At 63.5% G+C, this 16,175-nt stretch carries 14 protein-coding genes; 13 read left to right on the top strand and 1 reads right to left on the bottom strand.

The genetic code is table 11. The features are described from left to right. Positions 1 to 59 precede the first annotated feature (59 nt). Positions 60 to 671 carry a trimeric intracellular cation channel family protein gene (locus BLR26_RS00795; protein WP_038997454.1) on the top strand — a complete coding sequence of 204 codons (612 nt, stop codon included), beginning with the start codon at positions 60 to 62 and terminating at the stop codon, positions 669 to 671. Positions 672 to 717: 46 nt separating this feature from the next. On the opposite strand, the gene queG is transcribed toward BLR26_RS00795, so the two are convergent. After that, positions 718 to 1,815: a tRNA epoxyqueuosine(34) reductase QueG gene (queG, locus tag BLR26_RS00790; protein ID WP_093376728.1), complete on the bottom strand. Its 1,098-nt coding sequence runs from the start codon at positions 1,813 to 1,815 to the stop codon at positions 718 to 720. A 62-nt stretch (positions 1,816 to 1,877) separates the two neighbouring features. On the opposite strand from queG, the gene BLR26_RS00785 reads away from it, so the two are divergent. The 12 genes from BLR26_RS00785 (at position 1,878) to BLR26_RS00730 (ending at position 16,175) form a co-directional block, all read left to right on the top strand. Further along, positions 1,878 to 2,738 carry an NAD(P)H-hydrate dehydratase gene (locus tag BLR26_RS00785; RefSeq protein WP_093376724.1) on the top strand — a complete coding sequence of 287 codons (861 nt, stop codon included), beginning with the start codon at positions 1,878 to 1,880 and terminating at the stop codon, positions 2,736 to 2,738. Continuing rightward, complete coding sequence (tsaE, locus tag BLR26_RS00780; protein ID WP_093376720.1) at positions 2,726 to 3,196, top strand: tRNA (adenosine(37)-N6)-threonylcarbamoyltransferase complex ATPase subunit type 1 TsaE; 471 nt, start codon at positions 2,726 to 2,728, stop codon at positions 3,194 to 3,196. The genes BLR26_RS00785 and tsaE overlap by 13 nt, the downstream gene beginning before the upstream one ends. A 3-nt stretch (positions 3,197 to 3,199) precedes the next feature. Beyond that, a complete protein-coding gene (locus BLR26_RS00775; protein WP_213602626.1) occupies positions 3,200 to 4,624 on the top strand; it encodes an N-acetylmuramoyl-L-alanine amidase in 1,425 nt (474 codons plus the stop codon). Then, complete coding sequence (gene mutL, locus BLR26_RS00770) at positions 4,621 to 6,522, top strand: DNA mismatch repair endonuclease MutL (RefSeq protein ID WP_045193737.1); 1,902 nt, start codon at positions 4,621 to 4,623, stop codon at positions 6,520 to 6,522. Before BLR26_RS00775 ends, mutL begins: the two co-directional genes overlap by 4 nt. 1 nt (position 6,523) lies before the next feature. Then, positions 6,524 to 7,495 carry a tRNA (adenosine(37)-N6)-dimethylallyltransferase MiaA gene (miaA, locus tag BLR26_RS00765; RefSeq protein WP_093376717.1) on the top strand — a complete coding sequence of 324 codons (972 nt, stop codon included), beginning with the start codon at positions 6,524 to 6,526 and terminating at the stop codon, positions 7,493 to 7,495. 96 nt (positions 7,496 to 7,591) lie between these two features. Beyond that, entirely contained in the window at positions 7,592 to 7,852 is a 261-nt protein-coding gene (gene hfq, locus BLR26_RS00760) for an RNA chaperone Hfq (protein WP_010221594.1), read from the top strand. 12 nt (positions 7,853 to 7,864) lie between these two features. Continuing rightward, entirely contained in the window at positions 7,865 to 9,166 is a 1,302-nt protein-coding gene (gene hflX, locus BLR26_RS00755; RefSeq protein WP_010221595.1) for a ribosome rescue GTPase HflX, read from the top strand. Positions 9,167 to 9,262: 96 nt separating this feature from the next. Continuing rightward, positions 9,263 to 10,423 (top strand): FtsH protease activity modulator HflK, encoded by a 1,161-nt coding sequence (gene hflK, locus BLR26_RS00750; RefSeq protein WP_045193733.1) that lies wholly within the window; start codon positions 9,263 to 9,265, stop codon positions 10,421 to 10,423. Beyond that, positions 10,423 to 11,292 carry a protease modulator HflC gene (gene hflC, locus BLR26_RS00745; protein WP_045193732.1) on the top strand — a complete coding sequence of 290 codons (870 nt, stop codon included), beginning with the start codon at positions 10,423 to 10,425 and terminating at the stop codon, positions 11,290 to 11,292. Before hflK ends, hflC begins: the two co-directional genes overlap by 1 nt. Positions 11,293 to 11,567: 275 nt before the next feature. Next, positions 11,568 to 12,755, top strand: coding sequence for an ATP phosphoribosyltransferase regulatory subunit (locus BLR26_RS00740; protein ID WP_045193730.1), 1,188 nt, complete (start codon positions 11,568 to 11,570; stop codon positions 12,753 to 12,755). A gap of 54 nt (positions 12,756 to 12,809) precedes the next feature. After that, positions 12,810 to 14,102: an adenylosuccinate synthase gene (locus BLR26_RS00735; RefSeq protein WP_010221599.1), complete on the top strand. Its 1,293-nt coding sequence runs from the start codon at positions 12,810 to 12,812 to the stop codon at positions 14,100 to 14,102. A 138-nt stretch (positions 14,103 to 14,240) separates the two neighbouring features. Further along, the gene (locus tag BLR26_RS00730) at positions 14,241 to 16,175 is read left to right on the top strand and encodes a methyl-accepting chemotaxis protein (RefSeq protein WP_093387181.1); all 1,935 of its coding nucleotides are present in this window, start codon (positions 14,241 to 14,243) and stop codon (positions 16,173 to 16,175) included.

Below are 16,175 nucleotides of genomic sequence, written 5' to 3'. Positions count from 1 at the left end.
CCCTTTTGGTGCCTGTGGCAACTGGTTAGACTGCGCGCCCCTTTGCACGGATCTGCGCCATGTTGTTGATGCTCTACCTCATTGCTATCACTGCCGAAGCCATGACTGGCGCGCTGTCTGCCGGGCGCCGCGGCATGGACTGGTTCGGCGTGGTGCTGATCGCCTGCATCACCGCCCTGGGCGGTGGTTCGGTGCGCGACGTGCTGCTGGGGCATTACCCGCTGACCTGGGTCAAGCACCCGGAATACTTGGTGCTGACCAGTTTCGCAGCGCTGATGACGATCTTTATCGCGCCGTTGATGCGTCACTTGCGCTCGCTATTCCTGGTGCTCGATGCCCTGGGGCTGGTGGCCTTTACCCTGATTGGCTGCATGACCGCGCTGGAAATGGGCCAGGGCATGCTGGTGGCGTCGATCAGCGGGGTAATCACCGGGGTGTTCGGCGGGATCCTCCGGGATATCTTCTGTAACGATATTCCGCTGATCTTCCGTCGGGAGCTGTATGCCAGTGTGTCGTTCGCCGCGGCCTGGTTTTACCTGGGCTGCGTGTACTTCAATGTGCCAGGCGAGCAGGCGATTCTGCTGACCCTGTTCGGCGGCTTCCTGCTACGCCTGCTGGCGATTCGCTTCCACTGGGAAATGCCCAAGTTTCATTACAACGACGAGCATTGAAGGCTTAAGCGGCAAGTGGCAAGCCACAAGCTGCAAGTTGAGGCGATCAGCTTGAAGCTTGTGGCTTGGTGCTCGCCGCTGTTTTCATGGCATGTTGCCCCAGTGCCCACTGCACATGCTCACGCACCAGCTCCGACGGAAAATCCTGCCGCGCCTTGAGCGCCTCCAGTACCTGGATGGTCGACGGCGCATTGCCAAGCCCCACCGCCAGGTTGCGCAACCAGCGCTCATAGCCGGCACGGCGCAGCGGCGAGCCTTCAGTGCTGTCGAGGAAGGTCTGTTCATCCCACATGAACAGCTCGGCAAGCCCGGCGCTGTCGAGGTTGTGCCGGGGCTTGAAGTCGTTTTCACCGCTCGGTCGGGCGAAGCGGTTCCATGGGCAGACGATCTGGCAGTCATCGCAGCCAAATACCCGATTGCCGATCAACGGTCGCAGATCTTCCGGGATCGCGCTTTTCAGTTCGATGGTCAGGTACGAGATACAGCGCCGGGCATCCAGCACATAGGGGCCGACAAAGGCCTGGGTCGGGCAGATGTCCAGGCAGGCGCTGCAGCGGCCGCAGTGTTCGCTGGCCTGCGGCGGGTCGACCGGCAGCGGCATGTCGACAAACAGCTCGGCAAGAAAGAAGTAACTGCCGGCCTTGCGGTTGAGCAGCAGGGTGTTCTTGCCGATCCAGCCCAGGCCAGCCTGCTCGGCAATGGCCTTTTCCAGCACCGGGGCGCTGTCGACAAAGGCCCGGAAGCCGAACGGGCCGATATCCTTCTGGATGCGCTCGGCCAGGTGCTGCACGCGTTTGCGCACCAGCTTGTGGTAGTCGCGACCCAGGGCGTAGCGGGAGATGTAGGCTTTTTCTGGATGCGCCAGCTGCTGGGCCATGCGCGTGTCGCCCGGCAGGTAGTCCATGCGCAGCGACACCACGCGCAAGGTGCCGGGCACCAGCTCATCGGGGTGCGAGCGCTTGCTGCCGTGGGCGCCCATGTAATCCATTTCGCCGTGGTAGCCCGCCTCGAGCCAGCGTTCCAGATGTTTTTCATGCTCGCCCAGGTCCACCCCGGTGATGCCGACATGGGCAAAACCGAGCTCTCGGCCCCAATCCTTGATCGATTGGGCCAGCGCAGGTAGATCGGGGGCAGAAGCAGACATGGGAATAAGGCAATACGGACTCAGGTGCGTATAATTCTGCCAGACATCAGAGCCTTTGACCCATGCCTCAGACCAAACACCCCGCAAACGAGCCCCATCGGCTCACCAGCGTCACCCTTGCGCCCCTGGCGCCACGTCCTGCTGACGCCCATAAGGGCGACTTCGGCCATGTGCTGGTGGTCGGTGGTGATCGCGGCACTGGCGGCGCGGTGCTGCTCAGCGCCGAAGCGGCGTTGCGCTGCGGCGCCGGCCTGGTATCGCTGGTCAGCCGGCCTGAGCATGTGCCTGCGGCCATGGCCCGCCTGCCCGAGGTGATGAGCCTGGGCGTGCATTCGGCCAACCAGCTGATGGCGCCGATCGAGCGGGCCTCGGTGCTGGTGGCAGGTCCAGGCCTGGGCCAGGCGGCCTGGGGGCGCAGCCTGTTGTCGGCGGTGGCCAGCAGCCCACTGCCTCAAGTGTGGGACGCCGATGCCCTCAACCTGCTGGCGCGCCAACCCTTGCCGCTGCCCAAGGGCAGCATCATTACCCCGCACCCGGGCGAGGCTGCGCGCCTGCTCGGTGTATCGACCGAAGCGGTACAGGCCGACCGGCCCGGGGCGGCGCGCAAACTCGCACGCAAATACGCGGTCGTATGCGTGCTCAAAGGCGCCGGCACCCTGGTCGCCGATCCGGCCGGGCAGTTGGCGCTGTGCTCGCGTGGTCATCCGGCCATGGCCGGCGCCGGTCTGGGCGATGTGCTCAGCGGCGTGCTCGGCGCTTTGCTGGCCCAGGGCATGTCGGCCTGGGACGCGGCCTGTCTGGGCGTCTGGCTGCATGCCTGCGCCGGCGAGCGCCTAGGCGCGCAGGGCCGTGGCCTGGCCGCCAGCGACATGGTCCCGGCAATTCGTCAGTTATTGGAGGAACATTCAGCGTGTCTGGCATAACCCTGTTTTTGGCCGATGAAGAGGCCATGGTGAATTTGGGCAAGCGTATTGCCGAAGTGACCAAAGGCCACGGTGTGATTTTTCTTGAAGGGGACCTGGGGGCCGGCAAGACCACCCTGTCGCGGGGCATTATTCGCGGCCTCGGCCACCAAGGTGCGGTAAAGAGTCCTACCTTTACTGTGGTTGAGCCTTACGAGATTGACGACATTCGTGCCTTCCACTTCGACCTCTATCGTCTGGTCGATCCGGAGGAGCTTGAATTCATGGGCATCCGCGATTATTTCGAAGGTGACGCCTTGTGCCTGTTCGAGTGGCCGCAAAAAGGGGCAGGCATTTTGCCAAAGCCCGACCTGACCATTACCATAAGCCCCCAGGCGGGCGGTCGTTCGCTCAACCTGTCGCCGCAGGGGGCACGTGGCGAAGCCTGGTGTGCCGCTCTGGCCTTGGAATTCAAATAGAAAATGGGGATAGGTATGCGCATTCGCGCACTGGTTTCTGTCGTAGGACTGCTGCTTACGGTAGTGACCGTTAACGCTCTGGCCGTCACGCAAGTCAAAAGTGTGCGTTTATGGCGAGCGCCCGATAACACACGGCTGGTCTTCGACCTCTCGGGCCCTGTGCAGCACAGCGTGTTTACCTTGACCGCCCCGGACCGCCTGGTGATCGACATCAATGGCGCGACCCTGGCTGCGCCGTTGTCGGTGTCCACCTCCAATACCCCGATTACCAGCGTGCGCTCGGCCCAGCGTACGCCGACCGACCTGCGCGTGGTGGTCGACCTGAAAAAGTCGGTGACGCCCAAGAGCTTCACCCTGGCGCCCAATGCCCAGTACGGTAACCGCCTGGTAGTCGACTTGTTCGACCAGGAAGCCGATGCCGCGCCGCCACCGCCCACACCGCCGGTGGCAACCACCCCTGCGGTACCGGTCACGCCGGCGCAACCGGCGATCAAGCTGACCCCGGTGCCCAATGGCAAACGTGACATCGTCATCGCCATCGATGCCGGTCACGGCGGTGAAGACCCGGGTGCCTCCGGTTCGCGCGGCCAGCATGAAAAAGACATCGTCCTGGCCATCGCCAAGGAGCTGCAGCGCCAGATCAACACCGAGAAGGGCTTTCGCGCCGAGCTGACCCGTACCGGCGATTACTTCATCCCGCTGCGCAAACGCACCGAGATTGCCCGCAAGAAGGGCGCTGACCTGTTCATCTCGATCCACGCCGACGCCGCGCCGTCCAAGGCCGCGTTCGGTGCCTCGGTGTTCGCCCTGTCCGATCGCGGCGCTACCTCGGAAACCGCACGCTGGCTGGCCGATAGCGAAAACCGCTCCGACTTGATCGGGGGGGCCGGCAACGTCAGCCTCGATGACAAGGACCGCATGCTCGCCGGCGTGCTGCTTGATCTGTCGATGACCGCTTCGTTGAGCTCCAGCCTCAACGTCGGCCAGAAGGTTTTGGGCAACATGGGCCGCATCACCCCGCTGCACAAGCAGCGCGTCGAGCAGGCCGGGTTCATGGTGCTGAAATCGCCGGACATCCCGTCGATCCTGGTGGAAACCGGCTTTATCTCCAACGCCAACGAGGCGGCCAAGCTGGCCACCCCAAGCCACCAGCAGTCGCTGGCGCGTTCGATTCACAGTGGCGTACGCCAGTTCTTCCAGCAGAACCCGCCGCCGGGCACCTATGTGGCCTGGTTGCGTGACAGCGGCAAGATCGCCCAGGGCCCGCGCGAGCATTCGGTGCGCCCGGGCGAGACCCTGGCGATGATCGCCGTGCGTTATCAGGTCAGCGTCGCCAGCCTGCGCAGTGCCAACAGCCTGAAGACCGATGAACTGAAAGTCGGCCAGCACCTGAACATCCCGACCACGGCACTGGCGGCCCAGCAATGAGCAGCAGTGCCCGGATCGAGCTGCTCAGCCCGCGGCTGGCTAACCAGATTGCCGCCGGTGAGGTGGTCGAACGCCCGGCCTCGGTGATCAAGGAACTGCTGGAAAACAGCCTGGACTCCGGCGCCAAGCGCATCGACGTCGAAGTCGAGCAGGGCGGCGTCAAGCTGCTGCGCGTTCGCGACGACGGTGGTGGTATCGCCGCTGACGACCTGCCGCTGGCCCTTGCCCGCCACGCCACCAGCAAGATCCGCGACCTGGAAGACCTTGAGCGGGTCATGAGCCTGGGTTTTCGCGGTGAAGCGCTGGCGTCGATCAGCTCGGTCGCCCGCCTGACCCTGACTTCGCGTACCCGCGACGCCGAACAGGCCTGGCAGGTGGAAACCGAAGGCCGCGACATGGCCCCGCGGGTGCAGCCGGCGGCGCATCCGGTCGGTACCTCGGTGGAAGTGCGTGACCTGTTCTTCAATACCCCGGCACGGCGCAAGTTCCTCAAGACCGAGAAAACCGAATTCGATCACCTGCAGGAAGTGATCCGCCGCCTGGCGCTGGCGCGTTTCGATGTGGGTTTTCACCTGCGCCACAACGGCAAGAGCATCCTCAGCCTGCATGAAGCCCATGACGATACCGCGCGCGCTCGCCGTGTCGCGGCAATCTGCGGCCCGGGTTTCCTCGAGCAGGCACTGCCGATCGAGGTCGAGCGCAACGGCCTGCACCTGTGGGGCTGGGTCGGGTTGCCGACCTTCTCGCGCAGCCAGGCTGATCTGCAGTACTTCTTCGTCAACGGCCGCGCGGTGCGCGACAAGCTGGTCGCCCACGCCGTGCGCCAGGCCTACCGTGATGTGCTGTTCAACGGCCGGCACCCGACTTTCGTGCTGTTTTTCGAGGTCGACCCTACCGGTGTCGACGTCAACGTGCACCCGACCAAGCACGAAGTACGCTTTCGTGACGGGCGCATGGTCCATGACTTTCTGTACGGCACCCTGCACCGCGCCCTGGCCGATGTACGCCCGGAAGACCAACTGGCCGCGCCCGCTGCCAGCAGCGAGATCGTCCGCCCGAGCGGTATTCAGGCCGGTGAATTCGGCCCCCAGGGCGAGATGCGCCTGGCCGCCAATCTGCTGGAGCAGCCGCCCGCTGAACCGGGCCTGCGCCCGTCCGTGGGCAGCAATGGCAGTGGCGCCGGTTATCAATACCAGTACACGCCAAGGCCGACCCAGGCCTTGCCTGCGGCCGAGGCCCAGGGTGTGTACCGGGAATTTTTCGCGCCGCTGGCCGAGGCAGCACCGCCAGCCTTGCCCGAAGGCCAGGGCGACATCCCGCCGCTGGGCTATGCCCTGGCCCAGCTCAAGGGCATCTATATCCTGGCTGAAAACGCCGTCGGCCTGGTGCTGGTGGACATGCATGCCGCCCATGAGCGGATCATGTACGAGCGCCTCAAGGTGGCCATGGCCAGCGAAGGCCTCAGCGGCCAGCCGCTGCTGGTGCCCGAATCCCTGGCCTTGAGCCAGCGCGAAGCCGATTGCGCCGAAGAGCACGCCGAGTGGTTCCAGCGCCTGGGCTTCGAGTTGCAGCGCCTGGGCCCGGAAAGCCTGGCGATCCGGCAGATTCCGGCGCTGCTCAAGCAGGCCGAGGCCAATCGCCTGGTCCAGGACGTACTGGCCGACCTGATGGAGTACGGCACCAGCGACCGCATTCAGGCGCACCTGAACGAACTGCTCGGGACCATGGCCTGCCACGGCGCCATCCGCGCCAACCGGCGCCTGGCCATCGCTGAAATGAACGGCCTGCTGCGCGATATGGAAAACACCGAGCGTAGCGGTCAATGCAACCATGGCCGGCCGACCTGGACCCAGATGGGCCTGGACGATCTGGACAAACTGTTCTTGCGCGGTCGATGACATGAGCGGCAAACCCCCCGCGATATTCCTGATGGGCCCGACTGCGGCGGGCAAGACCGACCTTGCCATCGAGCTGACCAAGGTGTTGCCGTGCGAGCTGATCAGTGTCGATTCGGCGCTGGTCTACCGTGGCATGGACATCGGCAGCGCCAAGCCGTCGAAAGAGATCCTCGCCGCCCATCCGCACCGGCTGATCGACATCCTCGACCCGGCCGAAAGCTATTCGGCCGCCGATTTTCGTCGTGATGCCCTGGAGGCCATGGCCGAGATCACCGTGCGCGGCAAGATTCCGCTGCTGGTCGGCGGCACCATGCTTTATTACAAGGCATTGCTCGAAGGCCTGGCGGACATGCCGGCGGCCGACCCGCACGTGCGTGCCGAGCTCGAAGAGCAGGTTCAGCGCCTGGGTTTGCACGCCCTGCACCAGCAACTGGCGGCGGTCGACCCGGAGTCGGCGGCGCGTATTCATCCCAATGACCCGCAGCGGCTGATCCGCGCGCTGGAGGTTTACCGGGTCAGCGGCCTGACGATGACCGAACATCGTCAGCGTCAATCCGCGCAAAGTAGCGCCGCAGGCGCGTCCGCAGCGGGACAATTGCCCTATACTGTCGCCAGCCTGGCCATTGCGCCAACCGATCGGCACATACTGCACGAGCGGATTGCGCTACGATTCGGGCAAATGCTGGAACAGGGCTTCGTTGACGAGGTCCGATTGCTGCGAGCCAGAAGTGACTTGCACGCGGGGCTGCCGTCTATACGGGCGGTTGGTTATCGCCAGGTCTGGGATTACCTTGATGGCAAGTTGACTTCAGTTGAAATGCAGGAGCGCGGCATTATTGCCACTCGCCAACTGGCGAAGCGGCAGTTCACCTGGTTGCGTAGTTGGGCTGACCTGCACTGGCTGGACAGCCTGGACTGCGACAATCTGTCTCGCACCTTGAAATACCTTGGATCGGTCTCCATATTGAGCTGAGTCCTTGCAATTGCCGTCTATCCTTGGGGTGGGGCGGCTTGAGCCATCAGTTTTTCTTTGATTTTTTTACTATTGATCCTTACAGGAGTGCGGCATATGTCAAAAGGGCATTCGCTACAAGACCCTTACTTGAATACTTTGAGAAAAGAAAAAGTTGGGGTTTCGATCTATCTGGTTAACGGCATCAAGCTGCAAGGCACGATCGAATCCTTCGACCAGTTCGTGATTCTGCTGAAGAACACCGTCAGCCAGATGGTTTACAAACACGCCATCTCGACAGTTGTCCCTGTGCGTCCGATCCGTCTGCCTAGCGCAACCGAATCCGAGCAAGGCGACGCTGAGCCAGGTAACGCCTGATAGGAGTCTGCTTTGTTCTTTGAGCGCCACGGTGGTGGTGAACGGGCAGTCCTCGTTCACTTGGAAGGTCAGAACCCTGAGGCGCGCGAAGATCCGCAGGAGTTTCAGGAGCTGGCACTGTCGGCTGGGGCCGATATTGTCGCGTTCGCCAATGTGGCGCGACATCAGCCCACCGCCAAATACCTGATTGGCAGCGGCAAGGTCGAAGAATTGCGCGACCTGGTCAACGCCGAACAGGTAGATTTGGTGATTTTCAATCACACCCTCACCCCCAGTCAGGAACGTAACCTCGAACGAGTCTTCGAGTGTCGCGTGCTTGACCGCACCGGTCTGATTCTCGATATCTTCGCCCAGCGGGCGCGTACCCATGAAGGCAAGCTGCAGGTCGAACTGGCCCAGCTCGAGCACATGAGCACGCGGCTGGTACGTGGCTGGACTCACCTTGAGCGGCAAAAAGGCGGTATCGGCCTGCGCGGCCCGGGTGAAACCCAACTGGAAACCGACCGCCGCCTGCTGCGGGTACGCCTGCGCCAGATCAAGGCGCGCCTGGAGAAGGTCCGCAGCCAGCGTGAGCAGGCTCGTCGTGGCCGTAAACGGGCGGATATCCCTTCGGTTTCCCTGGTCGGCTACACCAACGCCGGCAAATCCACGCTGTTCAACGCCCTGACCCAGTCCGAGGTCTACGCTGCCGACCAGTTGTTCGCGACCCTCGACCCGACCTTGCGCCGGCTCGAGCTCGACGACCTCGGGCCGATCGTGCTGGCCGACACCGTGGGCTTCATTCGTCACCTGCCGCACAAGCTGGTCGAGGCATTTCGGGCTACGCTCGAAGAGTCGAGCAACTCCGACCTGCTGCTGCACGTGATCGACGCCCATGAGCCTGAGCGCATGGCGCAGATCGAGCAGGTCATGGCGGTACTGGGAGAGATCGGTGCAGAAGGCTTGCCGATCCTCGAGGTCTATAACAAACTCGACCTGCTTGAAGGCGTCGAGCCGCAGATTCAGCGCGATGCCGATGGCAAGCCGCAACGGGTCTGGGTCTCGGCCCGCGATGGTCGGGGGCTGGAGCTGGTGGGGCAGGCGGTCGCCGAATTGCTGGGGGATGACCTGTTTGTCGGTACCTTGCGCCTTGAGCAGCGTTTTGCCCGGCTGCGCGCGCAGTTCTTTGAACTGGGTGCGGTGCAGAGCGAAGAGCACGACGATGAAGGCAGCAGCCTGCTGGCTGTGCGACTGCCGCGGGTGGAGTTGAACCGCCTGGTCAGCCGCGAAGGTTTGCAGCCGCTGGAGTTCATCGAGCAACATACTTTGCAATAAATGCCCGGCGACGCGGTCGGGCAGCCGTGACAGGCATTCTGTAGCATTGGACGGCGCGCCGTGGGCGCGTCTTTGCTTTATCAGATGGAGAGCGCTATGGCTTGGAATGAGCCGGGTGGCAACTCGAACAATCAGGATCCGTGGGGCGGGCGCCGTGGTGGCGACAAGAAAGGGCCACCGGATCTCGACGAGGCCTTCCGCAAGCTGCAGGACAGCCTGAACGGCATGTTCGGCAGTGGCAAGAAACGCGGTGGTGATGGCGGCATCGGCAAGGGCGGTGGCTTCGGCCTGCTCGGTATCGGTCTCGCCGTGCTTGCAGCTATCTGGCTGTACAGCGCCGTGTACGTGGTCGACGAACAGGAGCAGGCAGTCGTGCTGCGCTTCGGCAAATACTACGAAACCGTAGGGCCGGGCCTGAACATCTACTTCCCGCCGATCGATCGCAAGTACATGGAGAACGTTACCCGCGAACGTGCCTATACCAAGCAGGGGCAGATGCTGACCGAAGACGAGAACATCGTCGAGGTGCCGCTGACCGTGCAGTACAAGATCACCAACCTGCAGGATTTCGTGCTGAACGTCGATCAGCCTGAAGTCAGCCTGCAGCACGCGACCGACAGCGCCCTGCGTCATGTGGTGGGTTCCACCGCAATGGACAAGGTACTGACCGAAGGTCGTGAGCAGATGGCCGTGGAAATCAAGGAGCGCCTGCAGCGTTTCCTCGATACCTACCGTACCGGTATCACCGTCACCCAGGTCAACGTACAGAGCGCGGCAGCCCCGCGTGAAGTGCAGGAAGCCTTCGACGACGTGATCCGTGCCCGTGAAGACGAGCAGCGTGCCCGCAACCAGGCCGAGTCCTACGCCAATGGCGTGGTGCCAGAAGCCCGTGGTCAGGCCCAGCGGATCATCGAGGACGCCAACGGTTACCGCGACGAAGTCGTCTCGCGCGCCAAGGGTGAGGCCGACCGCTTCACCAAGCTGGTCGCCGAGTACCGCAAGGCCCCTGAAGTGACCCGTCAGCGCTTGTACCTGGACACCATGCAGGAAGTCTACAGCAACACCAGCAAGGTCCTGGTCTCCGGCAAGGACGGTCAGAGCAACCTGCTGTACCTGCCGCTCGACAAGATGATCCAGAACAGTGGTTCGCGTATTGCGCCGACCACCAGCGCTGCGCCTTCGGCCAACGCTGATGCGGCCCGTGCGGCGGAACTGCAACAGCAGCAAACACAGTTGCGTACTAGGGAGAGCCGCTGATGAGCAATAAATCGCTGATCGCCCTGATCGTGGCCGTGGTGCTGGGGATCGTGGCCTGGAACAGCTTCTACATCGTGGCCCAGACCGAGCGTGCGGTACTCCTGCAATTTGGTCGTGTGGTCCAGGCTGATGTCCAGCCCGGCCTGCATGTGAAGGTTCCTTACGTCAACCAGGTGCGCAAGTTCGACGCCCGCCTGATGACCCTGGACGCCCCGACCCAGCGCTTCCTGACCCTGGAAAAGAAAGCGGTGATGGTCGATGCCTACGCCAAGTGGCGGGTCAAGGATGCCGAGCGTTTCTACACTGCAACCTCGGGCCTCAAGCAGATTGCCGACGAACGTCTGTCGCGCCGTCTGGAAAGCGGCCTGCGTGACCAGTTCGGTAAACGCACCCTGCACGAAGTGGTCTCCGGTGAACGTGACGCGCTGATGGCTGACATCACTGCCTCGTTGAACCGCATGGCCAGCAAGGAGCTGGGTATTGAAGTGGTCGACGTTCGCGTTAAGGCCATCGACCTGCCCAAGGAAGTCAACCGCAGCGTGTTCGAGCGCATGAGCACCGAGCGTGAGCGTGAAGCCCGCGAGCACCGTGCCAAGGGTAACGAGCTGGCTGAAGGCATTCGTGCCGACGCCGATCGTCAGCGCCGGGTTCTGCTGGCCGAAGCCTACCGGGAATCGGAAGAAACCCGCGGTGACGGTGATGCCCAGGCGGCGTCGATCTACGCCAAGGCCTACGGTCAGGACCAGGACTTCTACGCGTTCTATCGCAGCCTCAAGGCTTACCGCGAGAGCTTTGCCGACAAGAGCGATGTGCTGGTGCTCGATCCGAGCAGCGACTTCTTCCGCTTCATGGGCAAGTCCAAGCCATAAGCATCTACCCCGCCGGGCGGCTAAAACGCCTGGCGGGGTGATCCCGCGAGAAAACGGGTGTATGATGCGGCAGCCGGGAAATTCCCGGCTTTTTTGCGTCTGCAAGATCGAACGGTTCAAACCCGGTTCGGGTCTACAGAGCAGCCCAAGGTATTCGAGGGTATAGGCACGGCGGTAGCGCTGGAATCGGTGCTGCGCGCCATTGTTTGCCGATACCTGCTTCACTCAAGGCTCGCCCGTGGGCAAGCCGCCCGGACCATAGGGGAAATGGCGTAATGGCAACGGTAGACCGCTGGCTGCTGCCAGATGGCATCGAAGAAGTACTGCCACCTGAGGCGGCGCGCATCGAGATCGCGCGTCGGCAGGTGTTGGATCTGTTCCAGAGCTGGGGTTATGACTTTGTCGTGACCCCGCATATCGAGTACCTGGAATCGCTGCTCACCGGTGCCGGCCAGGACCTGGACCTGCGGACCTTCAAGGTCATCGACCCGCAATCGGGCCGGCAGATGGGTTTCCGTGCCGACATCACTCCACAGGTTGCGCGCATCGATGCGCATACCCTGCGTCGTGAAGGCCCGAGCCGCCTGTGCTATGCCGGCAGCGTGCTGCACGCCTTGCCGCGGGCGCTGTCGACGTCGCGCAGCCCGATCCAGCTCGGTGCCGAGCTGTACGGCGACGCCAGCCCGGTCAGCGACGTCGAAGTGATCAGCCTGATGCTGGCCATGCTGCAACTGGCCGATGTGCCGGACGTGCACATGGACCTCGGTCATGTCGGTATCTACCGTGGCCTGGCCCGCGCCGCCGGTCTGTCCGGAGCAATCGAGCAGCAGTTGTTCGATGCCCTGCAGCGCAAGGCCGTCGACGAAGTGATCGAGCTGACTGCCAAGCTGCCAGCGGACCTCGCCGCTATGTTGCGCTCGCTCACCGAGCTGTGCGGTGGCCGTGAAGTGCTGGCCGAGGCGCGCGTGCGCCTGGGCCGTGCACCGGCTGCGGTACTGGCGGCACTGGATGACCTGATGGCGATCGCCGAGCGGCTGGCCACGCGTTATCCCGGGCTGCCGCTGTATTTTGACCTGGGCGAGTTGCGCGGCTACCACTACCACACCGGTGTGGTGTTTGCCGCGTTCGTCCCGGGTGTCGGTCAGTCGATCGCCCAGGGCGGTCGTTACGACGACATCGGAGCGGACTTTGGCCGGGCACGCCCGGCCACCGGTTTCTCCACGGATTTGAAGACCCTGGTCACACTGGGGCGAGCCGAGGTGGTATTGCCGTCTGGCGGGATCTGGATGCCCGACAGCAGCGATGCGGCACTCTGGCAGTTGGTCTGCCAATTGCGCAGTGAAGGTCAGCGGGTGGTTCAGGCCTTGCCTGGGCAGCCATTGACTGCCGCCGTAGAGGCGGATTGCGATCGGCAATTGATTCAGCAAAACGGGCTTTGGCAGGTTCTGCCGCTGGCCATTTGAGATTCCCCGCCGGCACGAGCCGGCGCCAAGTTTGCGCGAATGAGGACAAGTGTTATGGGTAAGAATGTCGTAGTCCTGGGCACCCAGTGGGGTGATGAGGGCAAAGGCAAGATCGTTGATCTGCTGACCGAACATGCTGCCGCCGTAGTGCGCTACCAGGGTGGCCACAACGCAGGCCACACCCTGGTGATCGACGGTGAGAAGACCGTGCTGCACCTGATCCCGTCGGGCGTGCTGCGCGAAGGCGTGCAGTGCCTGATCGGCAACGGCGTGGTGGTAGCACCGGACGCCCTGCTGCGTGAAATCAACAAGCTCGAAGAGAAAGGCGTACCGGTGCGCGAGCGCCTGCGCATCAGCCCTTCCTGCCCGCTGATCCTGTCCTACCACGTGGCCCTCGACCAGGCTCGTGAAAAAGCCCGTGGCGAGCAGAAGATCGGCACCACCGGTCGCGGCATCGGCCCGGCCTACGAAGACAAGGTTGCCCGTCGCGGCCTGCGCATCGGTGACCTGTTCCACCGCGAGCGTTTCGCTGCCAAGCTCGGCGAGCTGCTGGACTACCACAACTTCGTGCTGGTCAATTACTACAAAGAACCTGCAATCGATTTCCAGAAGACCCTGGACGAGTGCATGGAATACGCCGAGCTGCTCAAGCCGATGATGCTCGACGTCACCGCCGAGCTGCACAACCTGCGTCGCGCCGGCAAGGACATCATGTTCGAAGGCGCCCAGGGCTCGCTGCTGGACATCGACCACGGTACCTACCCGTTCGTGACCAGTTCCAACACCACCGCTGGCGGCATCGCTACCGGTTCGGGCGTTGGCCCTATGTACCTGGACTACATCCTCGGTATCACCAAGGCCTACACCACCCGCGTTGGCTCGGGCCCGTTCCCGACCGAACTGTTCGATGACGTCGGTGCCTTCCTGGCCAAGCGTGGTCACGAGTTCGGCGCCACCACCGGTCGCGCCCGCCGTTGCGGCTGGTTCGATGCCGTGATCCTGCGTCGCGCCATCGACGTCAACAGCATCTCCGGCCTGTGCCTGACCAAGCTGGACGTGCTCGACGGCCTGGAAACCATCCGTATCTGCGTTGGCTACAAGAACGAGAACGGTGCGGTCATCGATGCCCCGACCGACGCCGACAGCTACATCGGCCTGGAGCCGGTGTACGAAGAAATGCCGGGCTGGAGCGAGTCGACCCTGGGTGCCAAGACCCTGGAAGAACTGCCGGCCAACGCCCGTGCCTACATCAAGCGTGTGGAAGAGCTGGTCGGCGCGCCGATCGACATCATCTCCACCGGCCCGGACCGCAACGAGACCATCGTGCTGCGTCATCCGTTCGCCTGATTCGCGACTGATGTAAAGACAAAGGCCCCTTGATAGGGGTCTTTGTCGTTTCTGTCGGCTGATCGGCACAACCTTTGCTGTAAGAATCACTCCAGTGGTGCCATCACTTTAATGGCCCCAGAAGTAGAGGGTTCTTTCGTGTCCGCCGTTCTCTCACTGTTACGAAGCCGCCTGTTGCGGCCTGTCTTTGTTGCCCTCGGTATCGCTCTTTTGGTGCAAGTGCTGGTCGCGGTCGCGCTGACCCGGAGCACGGTCACAGCCCTTGAGGCCGATCTGGGCAAGCGTCTGGCCGCCGACAGCCAGCAACTTTCCGCCGAGCTTGAGCAGGCCGGGCGCGAAGTCAGCTCCGGGCTCGACAGCCTCTCCGCCAGTACCCGCCAGCGCCTGACCGCAGGTTTGTCCACGCGTTTGCAGGATGAGCAGGCGCAGTTGCGCGCGACCCTGGAAAAGAACCTCAAGGATTCGGCCAACGACATGGCCGAACTGCTCGCCTCGGTGGCGCCACGGGCCATGTGGGACAACGACGTGCCGACCCTGTCGGAGTTCTCCCGCCGGGCCCAGCGCAACCCTAGCGTGCTGTTCGTGGTGTACGACGACGCCCAGGGTCAGCACTTGACCCGCTACCTCAACCGGCAGAACCCGATCAACCAGGCGCTGCTGGAAAAGGGCCAGGGCGAGCGGGCGCTGGACAAGGTACTGGACGCCGCGCGCAACGACCCTTCGGTGTACTTCGTCGAGGCCTCGATCAACCCTAACGGGGTCGAGATCGGCAAGGTATTGATGGGCATTTCCACGGCCGTGGTCGACCACGAGCTGGTGGCGCTGGACAAGCGCTTCTCGGCGTTGATCGCCAGCGGTGATCAGTTGGTCGGCGACAGCCTGGTGGGTGCCGCCGCCGACAGCAACAAGGCTTTGCGCGCGCGCCTGGAGGCAGCGCAGGGCAGTGCTGCCGGTATGCAGGCCAACACCTCGCAAAGCGTTCAGGACGCGGCCGCGACCCTGCGCTGGAACATCGGTGTGGGGCTGGCCCTGGTCGGCCTGGGCGTGCTGCTGGTGGTCGCCGTGGTGCTGGGGCGGCGCGTGGTCAACAAGCTGCGCCTGCTGATTGCGGCACTGAACGACCTGGCGGCGGGTGAGGGTGATCTGACCAAGCGTGTTTCCATCGACAGTCGCGACGAGATCGGCGACATGGCGGCGGCGGTCAACCAGTTCGTCGCCAAGCTGCAGCCTATTGTGCGTGAGGCTGGCGAAGTGGCCCAGCGTACCGGCATCGAGATCGGCGCCATGACCCAGCGCAATGCCGGCGCCGATGCTGCTGCCGAGCTGCAGCGTGATGAAGTTGCCGCCAGCCTGCGCGACCTGTCGAGTATGGCCGATGAGGCCCAGGCCGAAAGCCAGGCGATGCAATCGGCCCTGCAGCAGGTGGTGGATATTCGCCAGGCCACCGACGAGAACAGCCGCACTTCCACCCAAGTGGCCAAGCTTATCGAAGACCTGGCCGGGCAGGTCGAGACCGGCTCCAAGGTCATCGAGCGCCTGGCCCAGCAAAGTGAGCAGATCGAGGTGGTGCTGACGGTAATTCACGGCATTGCCGAACAGACCAACCTGCTGGCGCTCAACGCTGCCATCGAAGCGGCGCGCGCCGGGGAAACCGGGCGCGGTTTTGCCGTGGTGGCCGATGAGGTGCGAGCACTGGCGAGCAAGACCCAAAGCTCGACCGGCGATATCCAGGCGCACATCGGCGCATTGCAGCAGGGCGCCAAAGAGGCAGTGGCGGCGATCAGCCAGGCCGGGCGCCAGGCTAGCGAAGGCCTGCTGGTGCTGCGCGACAACGCGCGCTTGCAGCAATCGGTGCAGGCATCGGTTGAGCAGGTGCATGCGGCGATTGGCCTGGCTACCCGTGCGGCCGAGCAGCAGGCTCATGGCGCGCAGGCCGTGCGTGGCCGGGTGCAGACCATTCACGCCCAGGCCGAGCGGGCTGCCGAGGTGGTGCTGCAAACCACCGCCAGCAGCAAGGTGCTCGATGACCTGGCGGCGCAGCTCAAGGCCAGCCTGGGGCAGTTCCGCGCGTGA

Origin of the sequence: Pseudomonas sp. UC 17F4 (genome assembly GCF_900101695.1) — a bacterium.
In the GTDB taxonomy this organism is placed as follows: Bacteria; Pseudomonadota; Gammaproteobacteria; order Pseudomonadales; family Pseudomonadaceae; genus Aquipseudomonas.
This window is presented reverse-complemented; position numbering and strand designations above follow the sequence as displayed.

Excerpts from the sequence above, each read along its gene's own strand:
- BLR26_RS00795 (WP_038997454.1), top strand. The coding sequence starts at position 60 with ATGTTGTTGATGCTCTACCTCATTGCTATCACTGCCGAAGCCATGACT.
- queG (WP_093376728.1), bottom strand. The coding sequence starts at position 1,815 with ATGTCTGCTTCTGCCCCCGATCTACCTGCGCTGGCCCAATCGATCAAG.
- BLR26_RS00785 (WP_093376724.1), top strand. The coding sequence starts at position 1,878 with ATGCCTCAGACCAAACACCCCGCAAACGAGCCCCATCGGCTCACCAGC.
- BLR26_RS00775 (WP_213602626.1), top strand. The coding sequence starts at position 3,200 with ATGGGGATAGGTATGCGCATTCGCGCACTGGTTTCTGTCGTAGGACTG.
- mutL (WP_045193737.1), top strand. The coding sequence starts at position 4,621 with ATGAGCAGCAGTGCCCGGATCGAGCTGCTCAGCCCGCGGCTGGCTAAC.
- miaA (WP_093376717.1), top strand. The coding sequence starts at position 6,524 with ATGAGCGGCAAACCCCCCGCGATATTCCTGATGGGCCCGACTGCGGCG.
- hfq (WP_010221594.1), top strand. The coding sequence starts at position 7,592 with ATGTCAAAAGGGCATTCGCTACAAGACCCTTACTTGAATACTTTGAGA.
- hflK (WP_045193733.1), top strand. The coding sequence starts at position 9,263 with ATGGCTTGGAATGAGCCGGGTGGCAACTCGAACAATCAGGATCCGTGG.
- hflC (WP_045193732.1), top strand. The coding sequence starts at position 10,423 with ATGAGCAATAAATCGCTGATCGCCCTGATCGTGGCCGTGGTGCTGGGG.
- BLR26_RS00740 (WP_045193730.1), top strand. The coding sequence starts at position 11,568 with ATGGCAACGGTAGACCGCTGGCTGCTGCCAGATGGCATCGAAGAAGTA.
- BLR26_RS00735 (WP_010221599.1), top strand. The coding sequence starts at position 12,810 with ATGGGTAAGAATGTCGTAGTCCTGGGCACCCAGTGGGGTGATGAGGGC.